The following is an 18,918-nucleotide window of genomic DNA, read 5'->3' as shown; positions in this document are numbered from 1 at the left end:
TAATTCTTTTATTGTTTTCTTTTCTGTTAAAACTAGTGTTTATCATCCATGACATCAAGGCTTTTTAGATTGAAGCTTGATTGGCACAAGTTCATTGGTACTATAAGCGCAAATATGTTCCCTTTTACGGTACCTCACTTTGACTTTACAAGATATTCTTGCGCTTCCAGAGTTGGAAGGAAAGCTAATCACAGAACACAAAACCATCGGATTTGTCACTGCAATGGCAGCGGCACCCAATGTGTTAACCCCGCATGAGTGGCTACCGTTCCTTTGGGGTGGCGAAGAAGTCGCTCCTTTTACTGATGGTGAGCAACTTGAAAGCTACATTGAAGTTATCATCGCGCTTTGGAATAAGACACGCCCAGAGCTGATTGAAGGCACTTGGGTTTGGCCTGAAGCTTGTCAGTTGGATGATGAAGAAGTTGTTAACACAGCGGCTCGCGATTTTTGTGAAGGCTTGCTTCAAGGCTGGCAGGTTGCCCGTGATGATTGGGAAACACTGATGCCTGAAGACAGCGAAGACAATGCTCTGGTTGGCGGTGTGCTGCTTTCACTGAGCATGCTTTACGATCCAGAAACCTCAATCGCAACACTTGCTGAACAAGGCATCGAAGGTCTAGAGCAGTTCGAAGAGATCTTTAACGCGGTTCCTGTGATGCTTTGCGGTCTAACGCAGCGTGGCATCGCATTGGCAGAAGCTCAATAATCTCAATAAGTTCTGCAAAAGAATTAAGCTCACTGCTTAACTCGATCAGACAATAACAAAAAGGCTTCTAACGAGGCCTTTTTTAGTTCTGAAGGTAATTGGCTGATTTAAAAGCCTTTCCAATCAAAATGATCAATCCGTTCATCGGCAATATAGAACAGCTTAGTGCCACTGCTGACAACTTGGTCGAGTGCTGGGTTAAGTTCAATACCACTTCCCGTATCAATCGCAATCAAAGTGGCTTGATACTTCTCTTTAAACACAGAGAAAATCGGCGCAACCGTCACTGGTTCAGAATTCTCTGGGTAATAGGTCGAATACTGTGTCATGCCCCGTGTTGAGCTCAATAGCTCTTGGTGAAGCGCACTTGAACCCGGGTCGACCGCAGCTTTAGCCAGCATTTCCGCACCAACAGCAGGAATACATTCGGAGTTAGGACAATGCTTGTGTAGCAAATCGCTCAATGCTTCGTCTTTAAAGTACACCAGAAGATGAGCTTTAGGGTTACGGTTCGCACAGTAAAGCGCCGCAGATAAAGTAATATCATCTTCAGGATTATCAATGAGGATACAACTGGCAGACTCGATGCCGGTTTTTTCCATCTCTTTGCCATCAGTGTAGCTGTTCACTTTAACGAAATTGATTTCGCCGGGTAACGGGTTCTCGATATCTGAACGAGTACATAACACGATTGGTCGCTTGCCCGTTTCTTCATGCTGCAACATACGAATGAGGTGGATGGTTCTTTGCTCATTCCATCCAAGCATCAAAATGTGGTTGTCCACTCTAACTCTCCTTTTTCCTAGCAAGCCCGCTCGCCAATATTCAACACCTTCTGTCGCTACCTTACCCAGCAAGGCCGCGAAAAGACTCAGTCCACCCGGAATCACAAACAATATAACAATCCATTGCCCAGCTTCTGTCGTGGGTGATAAATCACCGTAGCCAACAGTAGAAGCCGTCACGACTAGATAGTAAGCGAACGTGGTAAACGAGCTGGTTAGCGCTGTTTCACCCGCTAAATACAAACTCGACCACGACAGAAATACGTAGCCTAAGAAGGTGAACAGTAAGTTTTTTCCATTCAAAACAAAGATATTTGCTTTGACCCAACGTTTGAGTTGTAACCAGATTATCATTCGAGCCTCAAATCCTTCGATCTTACTTACATGCTAGAAAAAATACCTGATATCAACAAGATGTATCATCAGAAAAAGATACATGACCACAAGATTGATAGTAGCGTTCAATCTCTAGATACAAAAAAACCAGCACTATTGGCTGGTTTTTCGTTGGTTAGATAAAAGAACGACTTACGCGTTACCTTTTACCTGCACATTTAACTGCTCGGCAAAATCTAGCATGCGGTTCAACGGGATAAGAGACTTCACACGTAGTTCGTCAGAAACGAAGATCTCGTGTTGCTCACCACCGTTCTCAAGCGCATTTTCAATCGCTTCAAGGCCGTTCATCGCCATCCAAGGACAGTGAGCACAGCTACGACAAGTTGCACCAGCACCAGCTGTTGGCGCTTCAATCAGTTCTTTTTCAGGAACCAATTGCTGCATCTTGAAGAAGATACCTTTATCAGTCGCAACAATCATCTGTGGATGAGGAAGCTCTTTCGCCTTCTTAATCAGTTGGCTTGTTGAACCTACAGCGTCAGCCAGTTCAACCACACTTGCTGGTGATTCTGGGTGAACCAAAATAGCCGCTTCTGGGTATACCGATTTCATTTTCTTCAAAGCATCAGCTGAGAACTCATCATGAACGATACACTCACCTTGCCAAAGCAACATGTCAGCGCCAGTTTGATTTGCGATGTAAGAACCTAGGTGACGGTCTGGGCCCCAAATAATTGGTTTGCCTTCAGCGTCTAGGCTTTCTACGATTTCTAAAGCGATACTCGACGTAACCACCCAGTCTGCACGAGCTTTAACAGCCGCAGAGGTGTTCGCGTATACAACCACTGTGTGGTCAGGGTGAGCATCACAAAATTCTGTGAATTTATCAGCAGGACAACCAAGGTCAAGTGAACATTCAGCTTCAAGTGTTGGCATTAGAATGCGTTTTTCAGGAGTAAGGATCTTTGCAGACTCACCCATGAAACGAACACCAGCGATGATCAAAGTGCTTGCTGAGTGACGGTTACCGAATTTAGCCATTTCTAATGAATCGCCAACGAAACCACCAGTTTCTTCTGCCAGAGCCTGAATTTCAGGGTCTGTGTAGTAGTGTGCAATTAGAACTGCATCTTTTTCTTGAAGTAGTTTTTTGATGTTTGCGATGTGGGCCTGTTTCTGAGCGTCGCTCAATGGAACTGGCTTAGGCGGAAACGGGTAAACTGTATCGATTTTATCTAGTATATGGCTCATTGCTCTTGCTCTACGCAACTTCTTCCGAGAATCCGAGTATTCTACACAGGACAGCGATTGGGATCAAAAAGGATTGGTTGTAAGCAAGTACAGATAAGTATTAGAGAGGGTATAAAAAAGAGGCGCCTAAGCACCCCTATTTTGTTTTATAAGTGGGTTTTAGCCACTTTTGCCGAAGCACTATTTGGGTACTCGGTCACGACTTGTTGGTAATATTTCTTAGCTTGCGTCGCGTTATTGTTGCGCGCAGCTATGTCACCAAGCTTAACCAGTGCATCTGCTCGCTTGTTTGAGTCTTTGTACGACACAACAGCGGCAAAGCTCTTCACAGCTTCTTTATCTTGCTTTTTAGCGAAATAAAGCTGACCTAACCAGTAATGTGAGTTAGGAGTGAAGGTTGAATCTGGGAAGTCTTTTTGAAACTTTTGGAATGCGGCAATCGCACCCGTGTAGTCTCGTTGCTTTAGAATCATATCTACAGCATTTTGATAAGCAGTTTGCTCATCGACATCAGTACTGAACGTACCAGAAGCATCTTTAGAGCCTTCGCTCGCTGCCACTGCTACCGTTGCGGTTCCTGCTGCTTTCACCTCGCCTCTTACACGATCCAGTTCAATGAACAGTTCACGTTGGCGCTCTAGCATTTGCTTCATATCGTAGCTGTTTCGTTCCAGCTCACCACGAAGTTCACTGATTTCCAGTGACATGTCGTCGATTTGCTGTTGCATTTGAAGCTGAACAAGGTTGCGATTTTGAAGCAGGCGTTCTAAACGCTCAATATCTGATTCGTTAGATGCAGACGCTGCTCGAGAGGAAGATGATGAATTGGTTGCGGTGCTATTGAGATCGGATACTGGAGCTGGTGCAGCGAACGATGTGTTCGCTGCACTTGCCAGTAACGAAAGCAAAATGACTCGCTTTGTGTTACTGAACATGAGGCAATTCCTCAATTATATAGTCTACTAAAATTAGTAAACTAGTACTGCGCGACGGTTTTTAGCGTACACATCTTCAGATTGACCTAGAAGAAGTGGCTTCTCTTCACCGTAGCTTACGATAGAGATTTGGTCTGCTTGAACACCTAGAGCTTGTAGGTATTTCGCTACAGCTTGTGCACGACGCTCGCCAAGTGCGATGTTGTACTCAGGAGTACCGCGCTCATCAGCGTGACCTTCGATAGTAACGTTCATGTCAACGTTCTTAACTAGGTAAGCTGCGTGAGCTGCTAGCATTTCTTCGTAATCGCCAGCGATAGTAGAGTTATCGAATGCGAAGTAGATTGTTTGAGTTTCACGTAGCGCTTGCTCTTTAAGCTCTTGCTCAGACAGTTGACCGTTAGCGTCAATTGGCGTTACAACAGTTGTGTCTACGTTGCCTTCTGAACCTGAAGTTGTTTGGTTGCTTTCAGTACCAGATGTTGCAGATGTTGCTTCATCAGTTGAGCTACATGCCGTTACTGCCATCACTGGTAGTGCAATCATCAAGCCTTTAAGAACTTTGTTAAGTTGCATCTTTTTTTCCTTACGTTATCAAACTTAGTTTCTACAGCGACTAAGTGCTATAGATAGTTAAACGCCACAATAGTTAACACTATCAATAGCTAATAGAATGTATCACTTAAACTAGAGGAACGGTGACCATGCAGGCGCTCTTACACGTCCGTTGGTTGCCGGTAATCTAGCTTTGAAACGGCCATCGATAGAAACCATCGATAGTACGTTTGTCTTGTTGTAAATAGAGCTATAGATAACCATACCTCCATTCGGTGCAATACTTGGAGATTCGTCTAACAATGTTTTTGTTAGTACCTGAACCGCACCTGTTTCCAAATCCTGCTTAGCCAAGTTAAAGCCTGAGTTGCTACGATTTACCATGATTAGGAATCGTCCATCAGGTGTGATCTGGCCACCTAAGTTTTGGCTACCTTGCCAAGTAATACGAGAAGTCGAATTATTTGACAAATTTACATTATAAATCTGTGGTTTACCACCACGATCCGATGTGAAAATTAGAGACTTGCCATCTGGGTGCCAGAATGGTTCAGTATTGTTCGAACGGCCGCGGGTAATTTGAGTCAGCTTACGGCTAGCAAGGTCAAGTGTGTACACCTGAAGGCTGCCCGTTTTCGACAATACCAATGCCAATGTTTTACCATCTGGCGAGAATCTTGGCGCACCATTGTGACGAGGGTATGACGTCACTTTCTCACGTTCACCGGTGTAAATATTCATGATGAATATTTCAGCTTGGCCATTCTGGAAGCTCACATAAGCCAGCTTTTTACCATCTGGTGACCATGCAGGTGACATTAGAGGCTGCTTAGAACGAAGCACTAAACGCTCGTTAAAGCCATCGTAGTCTGCAACACGAAGTTGGTACGGGTACTTGTCTTTGTCGTTCACTACCACGTAAGAGATGCGAGTTAAGAACGCGCCTTTCTCACCAGTTAGCTCTTCATACACTAAGTCTGAGATTCGGTGTGCGTACTCTCTCAAGCGTTTGCCTGGAACCGTAGCCTTCTTGTTGAACAACACGTGATCTTTAGAAAGAACCAATTGGCCTTCATCGCTTAGTGCACGGCTTTGTCCTTTGGTCAGTTGACCACGAACAATGTCGATCAATTGGTAATTCACCACATACTGCCCTTCGGCATTTTTGGTGATGCTACCGGTAAGTAATGAGTCAACACCTAGGTTGGTCCAAGCATCAAAATTCACCTCAGTTTCACTGTAAGGCGTTTGAGGCATTTTGCTTGTCGCAACTGGGCTGAATTTACCACTACGTTGTAAGTCAGAAGCAATAACTGCTGATACATCATGTGGTAGCGGCTCTGCGCCTTCCCAGCGGAAAGGTACAATAGCGATAGGTCGTGCAGAGTTAATGCCGTCTGTAATAACCAGCTCCAGCGCCGCATGTGCAAACTGGCTGCTTGTCGCTATTACAAAAACAAAACTCAGTAATAGTTTTTTTAACACAAGTTCGTCCTTTTACTCTGGTGATACAGTTAAGTTAATGTCTTTCAGTGATTTCACGATGTCAGGGTCTTTAGGCAATGGATAAGATTGCACTTGTGCCACCGCACGCTTGGTTGCTGCGCACAAACGGCTATCGCCATCCAAGATACTTAAGCTACCCAAAATAGCATTTGATCCCGTTGGAATAAGCTTCAAGTTCACTCGGCACGAGCGCCCTCTGTAGCTGTCTTCTAACAATAGGTTCTGCTGAATTAGTTGGGTATAAATAGCGCCGTAACGCTGTGCTTCATCACTAATAAATTGTTGTCTTGCCGAAGAGTTTTGAGTCGCTTCAGTTTCAAGGCCAGCAAAAATGTCATTCAATGCTGCTTCTTGCTGTTTACGCTCTTTTTCCGCTCTTGCTGCCGCTTCTTTCGCCTTTCGGGCTTTCTCTGCTGCAGCGGCGGCTTCTTTCTCTTTCGCTATACGTTGCTTCTCAGCACGCTCAGCGGCTTCTTTTTCTTTACGCGCTTTTTCAGCAGCTTGTTGCGCGGCTTTTTCTTTTGCCACGCGTTCTTGTTCAGCTTTCGCGATAGCAGCTTCTTTGGCTTTACGCTCATTTTCAGCTTTCACCAACGCCGCTTCTTTCAACTTGCGGTCAGCTTCGGCTTTAGCGGCTTTCTTTTGTTCTTGCTGTAAACGCGCTTCTTCAGCTTTGCGTTTCTTCTCGTTCTCGACACGTCGTTTTTCAGCCTCTCGAGCGGCTTTTGCATCCTTCGCTTGTTGCTCTTTTAGCTTACGGATGTTTTCTTCTTCCGCTTTACGATTTTTTTCAAGTCGTTCGCTTTCACGTCTGAGCTTGTCTAGACGTTCTTGCTCTTTCTTGCTCGCGGCTTCTCGTTGTTGACGAATCTGTTGAGCTTGTTGGCGAACCAACTGAGGATCAATCACCACAGCTTGAACCATTTGGCCTGTCGGCTTAGGTTCTGACATCGTGAAATCCGCTCCCCAAATGAGCGCAACGAATAGAATGACGTGCAGCCCAAGTGAAATAAGAAGCGGTTTTCTGAAACTATTGGATTTTTTATTAGTCGCTTTCATGAATGCTACGGAGCTATTCCCTTATATCCGTTAAAAGGCCAACCTTTGGCACACCTGCACGGCTTAATTCATCAAGTAATAAAACCACTTCAGCGTAAGGCGTTGCGGCATCACCGCCAACCGCCACTGGAGAATTCGGCTTCAAAGACAACTCAGCTTTCACTCGGACGATAATATCTTCCATGGATAAACCACGTTGTACTTCTTCGTCATTCACACTCAAACCAAGCTCACCGTCTTTGTTCACTTCAACGATAATAAAGCTCGCGTTGTCGTCACCCAAAAGATCTTGTGCAGACTTAGCCGTTGAAGCCTGAGGCAATTCAACGTCGACACCTTGAGTCACGAACGGTGAAGTCACCATAAAAATGATCAGCAAAACAAGCATAACGTCGATGTAAGGTACAACGTTAATCTCTGCTGTCATTTTACGTTTTTTAGGTTGGTATCCAGCCATCTATTATTCCCTGCCAGCCATCGCTTGACGGTGAAGAATGCTGTGGAACTCTTCAGAGAAAGTTGCGTAGTTGTGTTCTAACTTACCTACTCGGCTGCTGAAGCGGTTGTACGCCATTACTGCCGGGATTGCGGCGAACAGACCCATTGCCGTGGCAATAAGTGCTTCTGCAATACCAGGAGCAACCATAGCAAGTGTCGCTTGCTTCACTTCACCTAAAGCGATGAATGAGTGCATGATGCCCCAAACCGTACCAAATAGGCCGATGTAAGGGCTGATAGAACCGACTGTCGCTAAGAAAGGTAAGTTTGTTTCTAGTTCGTCGACTTCGCGAGCTACGGCAACGCGCATTGCACGGCCAGTACCTTCCATGATGAAGTCAGGAGACGTTGCGTTTGATTTACGAAGGCGAGCAAATTCAGTGAATCCTGCGTAGAAAATCTCTTCGGTACCAGAAAGCTCATCTTTGCGCTTATTGCTCTCTTGATACAATTTAGCCAGATCAACACCAGACCAGAACTTATCTTCAAACACTTCAGTTTGTTTAGAAGCTTGAGATAACACTTTACTTCTTTTTATGATCATCGCCCAAGACACAACAGACATGCCCATAAGAGTCAGCATGACCATCTTCACTAGTAAACTAGCTTCTAAAATTAGGCCTAAGATTGAGATTTCAGCAGTCACTATTCGTTAGCTCCGTAAGAATAAATGTTGGCATTGCCTTTGGTTTCATTTTTTGATTGTCGATACATGCTACCTTAACCATTGCTTTACACAATGCTTTGCCATCAGGATTTACGATCTCTTGACAGAAGACCAAGGTAGCTCGCTTCAACTCGTAAATATTTGTAATGACTTGTAAAGAATCATCAAGGCGCGCGCCTTGAATAAAATCTATGTCCATATGTCGGACTACAAAACCGATGTTTTGTTCTAATAATACCTGCTGAGAAACGCCAATTGAGCGCAACATCTCAGTTCGAGCGCGTTCAAAAAATTTGAGATAGTTAGAATGGTACACCACGCCACCGGCATCGGTGTCTTCGTAATATACGGTTACTGGCCACGTAAACGGCTTCGATAATCCCTGCAAATTGATTCCACAACCCTAAAACGGTAAAGAGATTACTATAACCTAACTCATTATCATTAATAGTATATGGCAGTGAATTTTTTGAGTTTAGAGACGAAAAAAAAGGCCATCTGTATAAGATGACCTCTTTTTGACTAAAAACCCAACAGTTACCTAGGTTTACTTTGTTATAAACCTAATTCATAACCTTATTTAGATAAGGCGCAGCACCGTTAGGTAGAGCAAAATTGTGAGCGAAACGTACGGGCTAAACAGCAGCTGCCACATCCAAGCTCTTGGCTTAAATCCGATACCGTAAACCATGCTTGAGCATACTGCCCAGATAAACATTGGCCCGATGATCGCGTTAAAGCCACCGATGCTTGTCGCATACGCTTCAGGATCCCACATTACCAAACCAACATGCATGAAACCCAATACTAGAGATAAAGCTCTTAACAGAGTCTTGTCCATTGGTTGATGCAGCTTAGCAACTTGCTCTGCGAGATTACTCACTGTCTTTGTCCATCATTTCTGAATGCTCTAGCCATAGAGCATTGATGATGCCGAATGCACATGCTAGAAGTACACCCAAAATCCATGCGAAATACCACATAAAATTTCTCCTAAGTTATTTCACTTCTAGCTTAGTAAGCTGAAACGTCGTTATCTTCGATGTGTTTCTTATCTAGGCGACCGAACATTTTGTAGTATGTCCAAGTTGTGTAGCCAAGAATCACAGGAACCATTACCGCCGCAACTGCAGTCATAAGACCAAGCGTTAGCTCACTCGCTGTTGAATCCCACATAGTCAAACTATGGTTAGGATTCAGGCTTGATGGCATTACGAATGGGAACATTGCAAAACCAGCCGTTAGAATAACACCAGCGTTAGATAGGCTTGAGAACAAGAATGCGAAACCACCACGCTCAAAGCGAGATGCAATCACAGCAAGCAGTGGCATTACCACACCAAGAATCGGCGCAGCCCACATTGCTGGATAGGTTTCGAAGTTTGTCATCCAAGCACCAACTTGAAGTGATACTTCTTTGTTTAGTGGGTTTGAATCAGCAAACGTATCGATAGTGCTTGTAATCACATAGCCTTCGATAGATTGAACCCAGAAACCACCAATAACGAACAGAGCAATAGCAATTAGGCCAGTGATCTGAGCAACGTTACGTGCACGGTTGTGCAGTTCTTCTGTTGTCTTCATTTGAAGCCATGTTGCACCTTGCATCACGAACAACATTAGAGCCAACACACCACATAGCAATGCAAATGGGTTTAGCAGAGCAAAGAACGTACCGTGGTACTTAGACATCATCAGGTCGTTTAGGTCAAATGGAACACCTTGCATTAGGTTACCAAATGCTACACCGAAGATGATTGGCGGAACTGTGCCACTGAAGCAAAGTGCGTAGTCCCAAGCCTTACGCCATTTTGGCTCTTCAATCTTTGAACGGTAATCAAGAGCAAGTGGACGTAGCCAAAGTGCTGCTAGCGTCACGTACATTGCAAAGTAGAAACCAGAGAAAGACGTCGCGTAAACCAGTGGCCATGCAGCGAACAATGCACCACCAGCCGTAATTAGCCATACTTGGTTGCCATCCCAGTGAGGGGCAATAGTATTCAGCATAATACGACGTTCAGTGTCGCTCTTACCGATAACAGGTGACAGAGCTGCAACACCCATATCAAAGCCATCAGTTACGGCGAAACCAACCAGTAGAACACCGATCAATACCCACCAAATAAGTCGTAAGCTTTCGTAATCAAACATAATATTCCCTCACTTATACTTCAACTGAACGGCTAACTTTGTCTTCAACAGAGTTATCGTTTTGTTCGAAGTGGTAACGGCCTGTCTTCAAGCTACTTGGACCTTTACGTGCGAATTTCAGCATTAGGTAAACTTCAGCAATCAAGAACACTGTGTACAGTGCAAGGATAGCGAATAGAGAAGTCCAAAGCTGTTCGATAGTTAGTGCTGATGCAGCAACGTTAACCGGTAGGATTTCACCAACCGCCCATGGTTGACGACCAAACTCAGCAACGAACCAACCTGCTTCAATCGCAATCCAAGGCAGTGGGATTGAGAATAGCGCAGCTTTAAGTACCCATGGTTTCTGTTCGATCTTCTGACGACACGTTTGAACAAACGCAGCACCGAATACGAATAACATGATGAAGCCACAAGCAACCATCAGACGGAATGACCAGAATAGAGGCCAAACTGTTGGGATAGAATCATCCGCAGCCATTTGGATTTGGTCTTCTGTTGCATCAACAACTTCGTCTGTGTAGCGTTTAAGAAGTAGACCGTAACCTAGGTCACCTTTCACTTCGTCGAAAGCAGCCATGTTTTCTTCAGACTTGTCGCCTGCACGTAGCTTTTCAAGCAATTCGTACGCGTACATACCCGTGCGGATACGATCAACGTGGTCATCACGTAGGTCACGCAGGCCCGTTACTTCTTTATCGAAAGAACGTGTTGCGATGATACCCATTACGTAAGGGATTTTAATTGCGTAGTCAGTATTCATTGTTTCTTGGTTTGGAATACCAAAAACAGTAAATGCTGCTGGTGCTTCTTCAGTGTGCCATTCTGCTTCTACAGCAGCGAGCTTCACTTTTTGAACTTCACCAAGCTCGTAACCAGATTCATCACCTAGTACGATTACTGACAGGATCGCCGCCATACCGAAAGATGCTGCAATCGCGAAAGAGCGACGAGCAAAGGCAAGGTCACGACCTTTAAGAATGTAGTATGAGCTGATACCAAGGATGAACATTGCACCCGTTGTGTAACCAGACGCTACTGTGTGTACGAATTTAACTTGTGCTACTGGGTTTAGTACAACTTCAGCGAAGCTCACCATCTCCATACGCATGGTTTCAAAGTTAAATTCCGCACCCACTGGGTTTTGCATCCAGCCGTTTGCTACCAAGATCCAAAGCGCTGAGAAGTTAGAGCCAAGTGCTACTAACCAAGTTACCGCTAAGTGTTGACGCTTTGACAGTCTGTCCCAACCGAAGAAGAATAGGCCAACAAAAGTAGACTCTAGGAAGAATGCAACAAGCGCTTCGATAGCTAGCGGAGCACCAAAGATGTCGCCAACATAGTGAGAATAGTAAGACCAGTTAGTACCAAACTGGAACTCCATGGTTAAGCCTGTCGCTACACCAAGAGCAAAGTTAATACCAAACAATTTACCCCAGAACTTGGTCATGTCCTTGTAAATTTGCTTGCCAGTCATTACATAAACTGACTCCATAATGGCAAGTAGAAATGCCATACCTAAAGTCAGTGGAACAAATAGGAAGTGATACATCGCTGTAAATGCAAACTGCAATCGCGACAGATCAACAACATCAATCATGGTAACTCCTTTGTGTCGGCTGAATGACACTTGTGTGATTATTCACCTCAAAAATCCATGTTAAAACAATTTATGTAATTGTTATTACAAATTGAAATTTGTAGCAAAAACGTACCGTTATAGTTAGATTATTGTTAAGCATGAGCTAATATAGCTGGCGCTAATATTACTGGTAAAATCAGTATGTTTCAAAAGGTTTATGGGAGAACCCTGCGTTGATTTGTATCAAATTTATTCGAGCAAATTAGAGTTATTTTTGTACAATTATGATTAAAATCACACCAATTATGCTTGTCTTAATAACAGCGCATGATATCTGTGACAAATGCTCAGCACCACCTCAACATACGAATTACAACTACCTATAAAGTATTAACAAAAAATATGACAACTTATTTCATTTTCTGTTATCCAAATCAAACCTGAAATCAAAGTTTTCATTTTTGAAGCGCCCTTTTCGACCTTTTTATCGACTCGCTCAAAGAGTTGTTATTCAGTAAAAAGCAAAAAATCCCAGTGCTTATGCAACTGGGATCTTTTAAAATGAATAATTTAACGATTAGAAGGTTTATCTATTCCAAAGTGTAAATACGCTCTGTCGGTCGCGATTCGGCCTCTTGGCGTTCTTTGTAGATAACCTTGCTGTATCAAGTAAGGCTCTAACACATCTTCAATGGTGTCTCTCTCTTCACCAATCGCGGCTGCCATGTTGTCGATACCTACTGGACCACCACCAAACTTCTCCATAATTGCGAGCAGAAGCTTTCTATCCATGTAGTCGAAACCTTTAGCATCGACATCCAACATGTTAAGTGCTTTATCGGCAACCTCTGGACAAATATGGCCATCCCCTTTCACTTCCGCATAGTCGCGAACGCGGCGCAGTAAACGGTTAGCAATACGAGGTGTGCCACGAGCACGGCGAGCAACTTCCAATGCGCCTTCAGATTCCATAGATAAACCTAAGCAATCGGCACTGCGTTGAACGATGTTTTGCAGGTCTTCAACTTTGTAGTACTCAAGACGCTGGGTAATACCAAAACGGTCACGCAGCGGAGACGTCAGAGAACCAGCACGAGTCGTCGCGCCAATCAGAGTAAAAGGTGGAAGGTCGATCTTGATTGAGCGTGCCGCAGGGCCTTCACCGATCATGATGTCCAGTTGGTAATCTTCCATCGCTGGATACAACACCTCTTCAACCACAGGGCTTAAACGGTGGATCTCATCGATGAACAGCACATCATTTTCTTCAAGGTTGGTCAGCAATGCCGCCAAGTCCCCTGCTTTTTCTAATACAGGCCCTGAAGTGGTACGAATGTTAACGTCCATTTCATTGGCAACGATGTTCGCCAAGGTAGTTTTACCCAAGCCTGGAGGACCAAATATCAACAGATGATCGAGCGCCTCATTACGAAGTTGAGCTGCTTTAATGAAAATTTCCATCTGACCACGAACGTGATCCTGACCTTGATAGTCGGCTAATGCTTTCGGTCGTATCGCGCGGTCAATAACATCTTCATCTTTAAAGACCGGATTATCAGGAGCAATGAGGCGATCAGCTTCAATCATAGAGGGTTCCAATTTAAGAGTGTTAACTCTGTTATCTTTAATTCTTGCTTAGTCGCTCACCAATAGTGAAGCACATGAATACTAAGCATATTCTAACGAGATCGTACTCGCTAGAGATTAACGCGATGCAGCACAGAGCTTACATCGCGATTTCAGTGTTGGTTTTAATTAAACCATCGACTTCAAGGCATCACGAATCAGTTGTTCGCTTGTCATGCCTTCTTTAGCCACTTGAGAAACAACCTTAGAAGCTTGAGTCGGCTTGTAGCCTAATGCAAGTAGTGCACTTACCGCTTCTTCTTCAGCGTCGTGAACGGTTGGCATAGAGTCAATCGGTGCTGCATCCGTTGCAGGCGTAAATAGATCACCTGCACCCCACCCTTTCAGGCGGTCTTTCATTTCAACAACAAGACGCTCGGCCGTTTTCTTACCAACACCCGGTAATTTCACTAGCGTAGAAATATCTTCACGTTCAACACTCTGAACAAACTGGCTCGCCGTCATACCTGAAAGGATGCCAAGGCCAAGTTTAGGGCCAACACCGTTCGCTTTGATTACTTCACGGAACAGCGCGCGTTCTTTTACTGTGTTGAAGCCGTAAAGCAGTTGTGCATCTTCACGAACAACAAAGTGAGTGTAGATAATTGCCTCTTCGCCAACGTTTGGTAATTCATAAAAACAGCTCATTGGCATTTGAACTTCATAGCCAACGCCACTCACTTCAATTAATAACTCTGGTGGCTGTTTTTCTATTAATGTACCGCGTAGACGTCCGATCACAATTCACTCTCTTGATGGAATATAATTTGAGGGACAGAATATAAAAGAACTGGATGCTTATCCAGTTCTTTGTGTTTATTCATGTGATTTATTTACGCTTGTTTGGCTTGTGAAACCACGTTATTTAAGCTTTCGACCAGCTCTTTGACAGAGGTAACGTGTCCTGTGAGTTCAGAACCATAATTAGCCACTAAGCCTGAAACAGATTTAGTTTCCGCGACACTTTGCGCCACTTCTGAACTCGCGAGATCGAGCTCTTTCAAGGAATTCATCTGCATCGCCATAATGTTGGTCAGCTGATTCACATCAGTCGAGATAGTTTGCACCTCTGAGATGATGCCATTCATCTCATTCGCCGTGGTTTCAATAATCGCTCGACCATGCTCCACTTCGTCTTTACTGCGATCCAACAAGGTTCGAATCTCTATTGCGGAGTGACTGCTTTTCGCCGATAACTCCCTCACTTGGTCAGCGACTACCGCAAAGCCTCTTCCCTGTTCACCTGCGCGAGCCGCTTCTATTGCCGCGTTTAATGCCAACAAGTTAGTTTGTTCCGCTACTGAAGTAATCAAATCGGCGACCTTCATGATCTCTTGATTACTTTGAATGATCTGAGTGATTGCACTGGTTGAAGCCTCTAATGACTCAGAGCTCTTTTGCGCTTTAGTGCCCACCGCTTCACTGCGCTCTTTCAGTTCACCGACAAATGAGTTGGATTCTTCGATACCTTGGGTCATTTGGTGCAATTGTTGGCTCATCTGTTCTGCGGCACTTGCTTGAGATTCACAGTTGATGTTCAGCACTTCAACTTGGGAATGTAAGTCTCGCGACTGTTGGTCTAGATGCACAGACACCCCCTGTAAGCTTTCAGAGTTAGAATTAGCTTGGTCTAGCACAACCGATAGTCGCCCTTCACTTTGAGTCGCTTGATTGGCAATCTGTTGGCTTTCTGAAATCGCTTCTTCGGCCATTTCGATTGCCACTTCTTTTTGCTTGGCAGTAAACGCTTGAGCAATGCAAATCACCACCAGCGGCATGATCACACCAGACCAGGTTTCAACCACCACCGCTTCCGGAGTAAGTACTAACTGCGGAAATTCAAAACCATCAAGATGAGCCGACGTCATCACCAATGACACACCAATCACCAACCCACTCCATACCAAGGCGACAATGCGTGTTCCTGACAAGAAAAAAGCGACCACTAACAAAGGCACCCAATAAGCCTGTGTCGATGCCACCACACCACCGCTTTGGTAGATGATATTCAGCGCGTGCACTGCCATCCCTACAAAGCCAAAATTGAGTGCAAGGCTGGGTTTACTGGTAACACGCAACAGCAGTGCGGAGATCAGTTCAAACACGATAAGGAATACAGATGTGGCGATCAGGAGTTGCTCTTCGTGCTTTGTCCATTTGATTAAGCTGTAGACACCCACAAAGAAGGCGATAAAGGTAAAGAGTAATAAGATATCGGCTTGTCTGACTTCGTTGTTACTCCACCCATTACTTTTGGGTAAAAACAGCGCACGCCACAGCTTTATAGGGTTCATCAGTGATCATCCTTGATTAACTTGTTAGACCTCCGACCAATGTTAATAACATGTTAAATGATACGCAATGTTATTATTTGGTTTGTGTTCGAAAGATCTCATTTCATCAAGGATTTAGCTGCGTAGTGTTTTGATATGAGCCAAACAGGGCGTGAGGCTCATCAGTAGAATTGGTTTAAAATACTGTATGTAGGAGCTAACAGAAGAATGGGAATTAACGGTAACGCCCTTTTCTTGCGCCTGTCGCCTTACCCGCCAGTGCAATCAAGGTTTTGTTGGTGTTAGCGTGAGTGATCGCTACGCCCAGAGCATCTGCCGCATCGGCCTGTGGTTTAGCAGGTAACTTAAGCATACTCATCACCATGTTCTGAACCATAGACTTGTCTGCACCACCATTACCTGTCACCGCTTGCTTAATTAAACGAGCCGCGTATTCATGAACAGGCAGATCCGCATTTACAGCCGCTACGATCGCACTGCCACGAGCCTGACCAAGCTTAAGTGCCGAGTCCGCATTCTTCGCCATGAAGACCTGCTCTATCGCAAACACATCTGGTTGGAACTGAGTAATGATTTCGCTCACACCTGCATAGATCTGCTTGAGTCGACCCGGTAACTCTTTTTCTGAGGTGCGAATGCAACCACTCCCTAAGTAATATAGGTGGCGGCCATTTTGACGAATAACACCGTAACCGGTAATGCGTGAGCCAGGGTCAATCCCTAAGATAATAGACATAACTTCAAATACTGATTATTTATACATGCTTTATGAGCTTAGTATATCGAACGCAAAAAAAAATGCCCGTCAAATTAACGGGCATTTTATTGTTCTACTGCGAAACTGAGTTCTAAAAAGCTAAGTTCTAAAAAAAATAAGCTCTTTAGAAAGTTAGGCTAATCGTTTGATTAGTCTTCTTTCTTCGCTAGTTTAACTGCGATTGCTAGCTCTTCCAGTGATGCTGGGTTCGCTAGGCTTGGCGCGTCTGTTAGTAGACATGCTGCAGCTGTTGTTTTCGGGAATGCGATAACGTCACGGATGTTCTCTGTACCACAAAGTAGCATAGCTAGACGGTCAAGACCGAATGCTAGACCAGCGTGTGGTGGAGTACCGTATTGAAGAGCATCTAGTAGGAAGCCGAACTTCTCTTGTTGCTCTTGTGCTTCGATACCTAGGATACCGAATACAGCCGTTTGCATTTCTGCATTGTGAATACGTACAGAACCGCCGCCAACTTCGTAGCCGTTGATTACCATATCGTATGCATCAGAGTTTGCTGCTGCAGGGTTCGCTTTTAGCTCTTCCGCGTTCACACCTAGTGGCGATGTGAATGGGTGGTGCATTGCGTGTAGGTTACCTTCGCCGTCTTCTTCGAACATTGGGAAGTCAACAACCCACAATGGAGCCCATGCAGATGTGTCTGTTAGCTCTAGATCAGTACCAAGTTTAAGACGAAGTGCGCCCATTGCTTCAGCAACGATGCCCGCTTTGTCTGCGCCGAACAGAATGATATCGCCAGATTCAGCTTGAGTGCGATCTAGAATACCGTTGATTACGTCTTCACTTAGGAATTTAGCAACTGGAGATTGAATACCTTCCATGCCTGCAGCACGGTCGTTAACCTTCATCCAAGCTAGGCCTTTCGCGCCGTAGATGTTTACGTGTTCTGCGTAACCGTCGATTTGCTTACGAGTTAGCTTAGCACCACCTGGTACACGGATAACCGCTACACGACCTTTTTCGTCGTTAGCAGGGCCTGAGAATACTTTGAACTCAACATCTTTAACTAAGTCAGCAACGTCAACTAGCTCTAGTGGGTTACGTAGATCTGGCTTATCAGAACCGAAACGACGAATCGCTTCAGAGAAAGGCATTACTGGGAATTGACCAAGTTCAACATCTAGAAGCTCTTTCCACATATCGTGAACTAGCTTTTCAGTGATGTTACGTACTTCTTGAGAAGACATGAACGATGTTTCGATATCGATCTGAGTAAATTCAGGCTGACGGTCAGCACGTAAATCTTCATCACGGAAACATTTAACGATTTGGTAGTAACGGTCAAAACCAGACATCATCAGCAGTTGCTTGAACAGCTGAGGAGATTGAGGAAGCGCGTAGAAGCTGCCTTTATGAACACGGCTTGGTACTAAGTAGTCACGAGCACCTTCTGGCGTCGCTTTAGTTAGTACTGGCGTTTCGATGTCTAGGAACAGGTTCTCATCAAGGAAACGACGAACGAAGCTAGAAGCACGTGCACGAAGCTTGATACGGTCGCTCATTTCTGGACGACGAAGATCGATGTAACGGTACTTAAGACGTTGCTCTTCAGAGTTTGTTTGGTTGAAGTCTAGTGGAAGCGCTTCTGAACGGTTGATGATCTCTAGACCAGTCGCGTAAAGCTCTACTTCACCAGTAGCCATGTCTTTATTTACTTGGCTGTCAGGACGAACACGTACTTCACCAGTAAATTTGATACAGAATTCATTACGCAGTTGGTTAGCGATCAGGAAGATATCTTTCATATCTGGATCGACAACAACCTGAACGATGCCTTCACGATCACGCATATCAATAAAGATAAGACCGCCTAAATCACGGCGACGGTTTACCCAGCCGCACAATTCTACAGTTTGTCCCGCCAGGGACTTGTTCAGGTTACCACAGTAATGGGTACGCATAATGAATTTCCCAATCTCTTAATTATTTACTAATTTCCAAGCTGTCAGTGGTCATTCCACACAACAGAGCAAAGAAACATTTATACGCGGAAACTCGGTTAAAATCGACCTTCCACATTCGAATTTATTGTGTTTTATCTGGCTTTGCTGCTTTTTAGCCCACCAAGTGCGCAAAGATTCATCAAAACCGAAAAAATTGCGATAATTATATCTCGAAAGTACCTTAATCAGCAAAACTCTCGTAAAGTAGATTTTCGTTTCGATTAAAAGCAGTAATGTGAT

The 18,918-nt window shown here is 44.5% G+C and carries 19 protein-coding genes; 1 reads left to right on the top strand and 18 read right to left on the bottom strand.

Going from position 1 to position 18,918, the window contains the following annotated elements; all coding sequences use genetic code 11:
- The first annotated feature begins 139 nt into the window (after window positions 1-139).
- Entirely contained in the window at window positions 140-709 is a 570-nt protein-coding gene (locus L1D37_RS19000) for a UPF0149 family protein (RefSeq protein WP_017630625.1), read from the top strand.
- A 107-nt stretch (window positions 710-816) separates the two neighbouring features.
- On the opposite strand, the gene L1D37_RS18995 is transcribed toward L1D37_RS19000, so the two are convergent.
- From L1D37_RS18995 to aspS, 18 genes are all read right to left on the bottom strand, one after another.
- The gene (locus L1D37_RS18995; protein ID WP_239848793.1) at window positions 817-1,848 is read right to left on the bottom strand and encodes a potassium channel family protein; all 1,032 of its coding nucleotides are present in this window, start codon (window positions 1,846-1,848) and stop codon (window positions 817-819) included.
- Window positions 1,849-2,022: 174 nt separating this feature from the next.
- On the bottom strand, window positions 2,023-3,084 hold the full coding sequence (gene nadA / locus L1D37_RS18990; RefSeq protein WP_017062067.1) for a quinolinate synthase NadA: 1,062 nt from the start codon (window positions 3,082-3,084) through the stop codon (window positions 2,023-2,025).
- Window positions 3,085-3,230: 146 nt separating this feature from the next.
- Window positions 3,231-4,019, bottom strand: a complete 789-nt coding sequence (ybgF, locus tag L1D37_RS18985; protein ID WP_239848792.1) for a tol-pal system protein YbgF — start codon at window positions 4,017-4,019, stop codon at window positions 3,231-3,233.
- Between the two features lie 33 nt (window positions 4,020-4,052).
- Complete coding sequence (pal, locus tag L1D37_RS18980) at window positions 4,053-4,595, bottom strand: peptidoglycan-associated lipoprotein Pal (protein ID WP_017062069.1); 543 nt, start codon at window positions 4,593-4,595, stop codon at window positions 4,053-4,055.
- A gap of 111 nt (window positions 4,596-4,706) precedes the next feature.
- Window positions 4,707-6,059 (bottom strand): Tol-Pal system beta propeller repeat protein TolB, encoded by a 1,353-nt coding sequence (tolB, locus tag L1D37_RS18975; RefSeq protein ID WP_210473833.1) that lies wholly within the window; start codon window positions 6,057-6,059, stop codon window positions 4,707-4,709.
- Between the two features lie 12 nt (window positions 6,060-6,071).
- On the bottom strand, window positions 6,072-7,139 hold the full coding sequence (gene tolA, locus L1D37_RS18970; protein ID WP_239848790.1) for a cell envelope integrity protein TolA: 1,068 nt from the start codon (window positions 7,137-7,139) through the stop codon (window positions 6,072-6,074).
- Between the two features lie 13 nt (window positions 7,140-7,152).
- Window positions 7,153-7,596 carry a protein TolR gene (gene tolR / locus L1D37_RS18965; protein ID WP_017062072.1) on the bottom strand — a complete coding sequence of 148 codons (444 nt, stop codon included), beginning with the start codon at window positions 7,594-7,596 and terminating at the stop codon, window positions 7,153-7,155.
- A gap of 3 nt (window positions 7,597-7,599) precedes the next feature.
- A complete protein-coding gene (gene tolQ / locus L1D37_RS18960) occupies window positions 7,600-8,283 on the bottom strand; it encodes a protein TolQ (RefSeq protein ID WP_017062073.1) in 684 nt (227 codons plus the stop codon).
- Window positions 8,273-8,692, bottom strand: coding sequence for a tol-pal system-associated acyl-CoA thioesterase (ybgC, locus tag L1D37_RS18955; protein WP_009846376.1), 420 nt, complete (start codon window positions 8,690-8,692; stop codon window positions 8,273-8,275). Before ybgC ends, tolQ begins: the two co-directional genes overlap by 11 nt.
- Window positions 8,693-8,884: 192 nt before the next feature.
- A complete protein-coding gene (gene ybgE / locus L1D37_RS18950) occupies window positions 8,885-9,187 on the bottom strand; it encodes a cyd operon protein YbgE (RefSeq protein WP_017630632.1) in 303 nt (100 codons plus the stop codon).
- A complete protein-coding gene (gene cydX, locus L1D37_RS18945) occupies window positions 9,180-9,287 on the bottom strand; it encodes a cytochrome bd-I oxidase subunit CydX (RefSeq protein ID WP_000270284.1) in 108 nt (35 codons plus the stop codon). Before cydX ends, ybgE begins: the two co-directional genes overlap by 8 nt.
- Before the next feature lie 31 nt (window positions 9,288-9,318).
- Complete coding sequence (cydB, locus tag L1D37_RS18940) at window positions 9,319-10,455, bottom strand: cytochrome d ubiquinol oxidase subunit II (RefSeq protein WP_176680130.1); 1,137 nt, start codon at window positions 10,453-10,455, stop codon at window positions 9,319-9,321.
- Window positions 10,456-10,468: 13 nt separating this feature from the next.
- Entirely contained in the window at window positions 10,469-12,055 is a 1,587-nt protein-coding gene (gene cydA / locus L1D37_RS18935) for a cytochrome ubiquinol oxidase subunit I (protein WP_029405340.1), read from the bottom strand.
- Window positions 12,056-12,607: 552 nt separating this feature from the next.
- Window positions 12,608-13,624 (bottom strand): Holliday junction branch migration DNA helicase RuvB, encoded by a 1,017-nt coding sequence (gene ruvB / locus L1D37_RS18930; RefSeq protein WP_017062078.1) that lies wholly within the window; start codon window positions 13,622-13,624, stop codon window positions 12,608-12,610.
- A gap of 168 nt (window positions 13,625-13,792) precedes the next feature.
- Window positions 13,793-14,404, bottom strand: coding sequence for a Holliday junction branch migration protein RuvA (gene ruvA, locus L1D37_RS18925; protein ID WP_008219934.1), 612 nt, complete (start codon window positions 14,402-14,404; stop codon window positions 13,793-13,795).
- Window positions 14,405-14,496: 92 nt separating this feature from the next.
- Window positions 14,497-15,957 carry a methyl-accepting chemotaxis protein gene (locus L1D37_RS18920; protein WP_239848788.1) on the bottom strand — a complete coding sequence of 487 codons (1,461 nt, stop codon included), beginning with the start codon at window positions 15,955-15,957 and terminating at the stop codon, window positions 14,497-14,499.
- A gap of 214 nt (window positions 15,958-16,171) precedes the next feature.
- The gene (gene ruvC / locus L1D37_RS18915) at window positions 16,172-16,693 is read right to left on the bottom strand and encodes a crossover junction endodeoxyribonuclease RuvC (protein WP_008219936.1); all 522 of its coding nucleotides are present in this window, start codon (window positions 16,691-16,693) and stop codon (window positions 16,172-16,174) included.
- A 170-nt stretch (window positions 16,694-16,863) separates the two neighbouring features.
- Window positions 16,864-18,636 carry an aspartate--tRNA ligase gene (aspS, locus tag L1D37_RS18910; protein WP_239848787.1) on the bottom strand — a complete coding sequence of 591 codons (1,773 nt, stop codon included), beginning with the start codon at window positions 18,634-18,636 and terminating at the stop codon, window positions 16,864-16,866.
- Window positions 18,637-18,918: the final 282 nt, after the last annotated feature.

The organism is Vibrio sp. Isolate33 (genome assembly GCF_022397895.1).
In the GTDB taxonomy this organism is placed as follows: Bacteria; Pseudomonadota; Gammaproteobacteria; order Enterobacterales; family Vibrionaceae; genus Vibrio; species Vibrio pomeroyi.
This window is presented reverse-complemented; position numbering and strand designations above follow the sequence as displayed.

What these genes read in the sequence shown, in the direction of transcription:
- L1D37_RS18995 (WP_239848793.1), bottom strand. Translation starts at nt 1,848, where the DNA reads ATGATAATCTGGTTACAACTCAAACGTTGGGTCAAAGCAAATATCTTT.
- nadA (WP_017062067.1), bottom strand. Translation starts at nt 3,084, where the DNA reads ATGAGCCATATACTAGATAAAATCGATACAGTTTACCCGTTTCCGCCT.
- ybgF (WP_239848792.1), bottom strand. Translation starts at nt 4,019, where the DNA reads ATGTTCAGTAACACAAAGCGAGTCATTTTGCTTTCGTTACTGGCAAGT.
- pal (WP_017062069.1), bottom strand. Translation starts at nt 4,595, where the DNA reads ATGCAACTTAACAAAGTTCTTAAAGGCTTGATGATTGCACTACCAGTG.
- tolA (WP_239848790.1), bottom strand. Translation starts at nt 7,139, where the DNA reads ATGAAAGCGACTAATAAAAAATCCAATAGTTTCAGAAAACCGCTTCTT.
- tolR (WP_017062072.1), bottom strand. Translation starts at nt 7,596, where the DNA reads ATGGCTGGATACCAACCTAAAAAACGTAAAATGACAGCAGAGATTAAC.
- cydX (WP_000270284.1), bottom strand. Translation starts at nt 9,287, where the DNA reads ATGTGGTATTTCGCATGGATTTTGGGTGTACTTCTAGCATGTGCATTC.
- cydB (WP_176680130.1), bottom strand. Translation starts at nt 10,455, where the DNA reads ATGTTTGATTACGAAAGCTTACGACTTATTTGGTGGGTATTGATCGGT.
- cydA (WP_029405340.1), bottom strand. Translation starts at nt 12,055, where the DNA reads ATGATTGATGTTGTTGATCTGTCGCGATTGCAGTTTGCATTTACAGCG.
- ruvB (WP_017062078.1), bottom strand. Translation starts at nt 13,624, where the DNA reads ATGATTGAAGCTGATCGCCTCATTGCTCCTGATAATCCGGTCTTTAAA.
- L1D37_RS18920 (WP_239848788.1), bottom strand. Translation starts at nt 15,957, where the DNA reads ATGAACCCTATAAAGCTGTGGCGTGCGCTGTTTTTACCCAAAAGTAAT.
- ruvC (WP_008219936.1), bottom strand. Translation starts at nt 16,693, where the DNA reads ATGTCTATTATCTTAGGGATTGACCCTGGCTCACGCATTACCGGTTAC.
- aspS (WP_239848787.1), bottom strand. Translation starts at nt 18,636, where the DNA reads ATGCGTACCCATTACTGTGGTAACCTGAACAAGTCCCTGGCGGGACAA.